This is a genomic window from Armatimonas sp. (assembly GCF_043760365.1).
GTDB lineage: Bacteria > Armatimonadota > Armatimonadia > Armatimonadales > Armatimonadaceae > Armatimonas.
Genome location: NZ_JAYUPA010000193.1, coordinates 1 through 2,128 on the forward strand (window position 1 = coordinate 1; position 2,128 = coordinate 2,128).

The 2,128-nt window shown below is 56.7% G+C and carries 2 protein-coding genes; one reads left to right on the forward strand and one right to left on the reverse strand.

Annotation, left to right across the window (positions count from 1 at the left end):
• Positions 1 to 184 precede the first annotated feature (184 nt).
• On the forward strand, positions 185 to 976 hold the full coding sequence (locus tag ACH2EH_RS04770) for an ABC transporter ATP-binding protein (RefSeq protein ID WP_395139448.1): 792 nt from the start codon (positions 185 to 187) through the stop codon (positions 974 to 976).
• A 52-nt stretch (positions 977 to 1,028) separates the two neighbouring features.
• Here the strand turns inward: ACH2EH_RS04770 and ACH2EH_RS04775 are convergent.
• Positions 1,029 to 2,128, reverse strand: a 1,100-nt coding sequence (locus ACH2EH_RS04775) for an energy transducer TonB (RefSeq protein ID WP_395139450.1), incomplete at its 5' end; no start/stop codon positions are given.

Sequence of the window (2,128 nt, forward strand, 5' to 3'; positions counted from 1 at the left end):
TTTATCGAGATTAGTAAATATGAATCTAATGGAGAGCTTATGATTGCAATTGAATATTTTCTGACGACTCCCTCAGGCCCCAATATGCTTGCTGCCATAGGCGATCTACGGGTGCCACGTAGATAATCAATATCGTAAAGATACGGGGGGACTCTACCGAAAACAGAGGTGGAGAAACTTGAATATGACGGTTCTGCGTATAGAAGAAGGGGGAGGGCGACCCGCGCCTGCACTTGAAGTGAGCGGACTCTCTGTGGGCTACAAGAGGGGAATATTTAAGCCTGAGCGACGTGTGGTTCATGACCTCTCATTATCTATTCAGTCGGGCGAGGTCGTGGGATTTCTGGGCCCCAATGGGGCGGGCAAGTCAACGACAATTAAGGCAATCATGGGCTTTGTTCTCCCCGAGGCGGGAAGTATCAAGATCTTTGGTCTACCCGCGGGGTCTTCCGAAGCCAAGGCGCACATTGGATACTTACCTGAAGTGGCGCTCTACTATCCCTTTCTGACACCACTAGAGACGTTGCGCCTCTATGGAAAGCTCCAAGGGCTTGGGGGCAAGGCACTGGAGCAAGAGTCCTACGAACTACTGAGCCGTGTCGGGCTGGAAGGACGGGAGAAGCAACAGTTGCGGACGTTCTCCAAGGGAATGCAGCAGCGCCTCGGGATTGCACAGGCACTCCTGGGGAAACCCGCGCTTCTGGTGCTCGACGAGGTTTCCAGTGGCGTGGATCCCATTGGGCGACGGCACCTGCGTGCACTGCTGGGTGAAGTAAGACAGCAGGGCACGACTATCTTTTTTTCTTCTCACGAGCTGGATGAAGTTGCCCAGTTGTGTGACCGCGTGATCTTGATCTATGAGGGCAAGGTAGTGGATGAGCGCGTCATGGACACTCAGCTTCGCTCGGGAATCGGCTCACCTCTGGAGACATACTTTGTAGAGACAATGGAGCAAGCTGCGCAAAAAGCCGCGTAGCCATCAGCCACCATAAAAAAACTCCCCCCAGCACTTGCTGGGGGGAGTTTTTTTAGTTGATATTGATCTTATAGCGGAAAGTGAGTGTCTGGTTAGACTTCACCCCATCTTTGTAAGCGGGCCGCCATTTCCAGCGCCGCATCGTGCGTAGGATAAGCTGATCAATCTCATCATCGCCGCTTCCTTGGATGAGCTCCTCTTTATGACTGCCATCTACGTCCACTGTCACCCGTACCCGAAGGTTAGCATTGAACTGTCGCTTCTTCATGTCCGAAGTCAGCTCTGGGTCGGGATCCGAAGTGCGCTCCGCATCCTCGTTGCGATTGGTGTCCACCCCGGAGGGCTTTTTATCAACCACATCACCATCTTTCTTGATGATTGGCTTCTTCTCTTCTTTGTTTTCGTTCTTTGCCTCGACTCCGGCATCACCTCCGCCGGAAGCCCGAGCCGATGCACCGCCACCGCCACCACCGCCTGCACGACCTGCCTGCCCTTGTGGACCACCGCCGCCGCCACCGGTTTTGGTCGCTGTTCCGCCGGCTGCTCCCGCGGCGTTTCCACTGCCCGCGGAGATGCCCGAGCCACGCTCGCCTTCACTGGCACCACCGACACTGCCCCGACTGGTACTGTCAGTCAGGCGACCCTGTCCGGTTGCAGGGCCTCGGCTTGTGCCTGCCCCTACCCCCGATACCGAAGCGCCACCTACCGACGCGGAGCCAATCTTGCCTCCACCACCGACACCTGCTCGCCCTGCGGACTCACCGCTGACGCCTGCTCGACCACTGACAGCCACAGAGGTTGCGACGGTTCCCTTTGTGCCTTGAATGGTTGCCAAGCCTGCATTCGCACGACCCTCATCTGACATTGCCGATGTCATGACGGCTTTAGAGTCGGAGATCAATGAGGTATTACCGATTGCCGGACCCCGTCGCCCCACATAAGAGGGGGCCGAGATATTCGCCACCGATGCAGCGCCCGAAGCACTCGTGGAGAAGCCACTGCTGCCTCCGCGCACCGCACCACCACTGGCCCCCGAAACACCCGAGCTTCGGGAAATATCGGAGGGACGGTAGGCCGCCGCCGATGAGTTGTTATTTCCCCCCACGAGAATCGCACCCGATTCCGCACGCTCGTTATTTGCTGTGACACTGC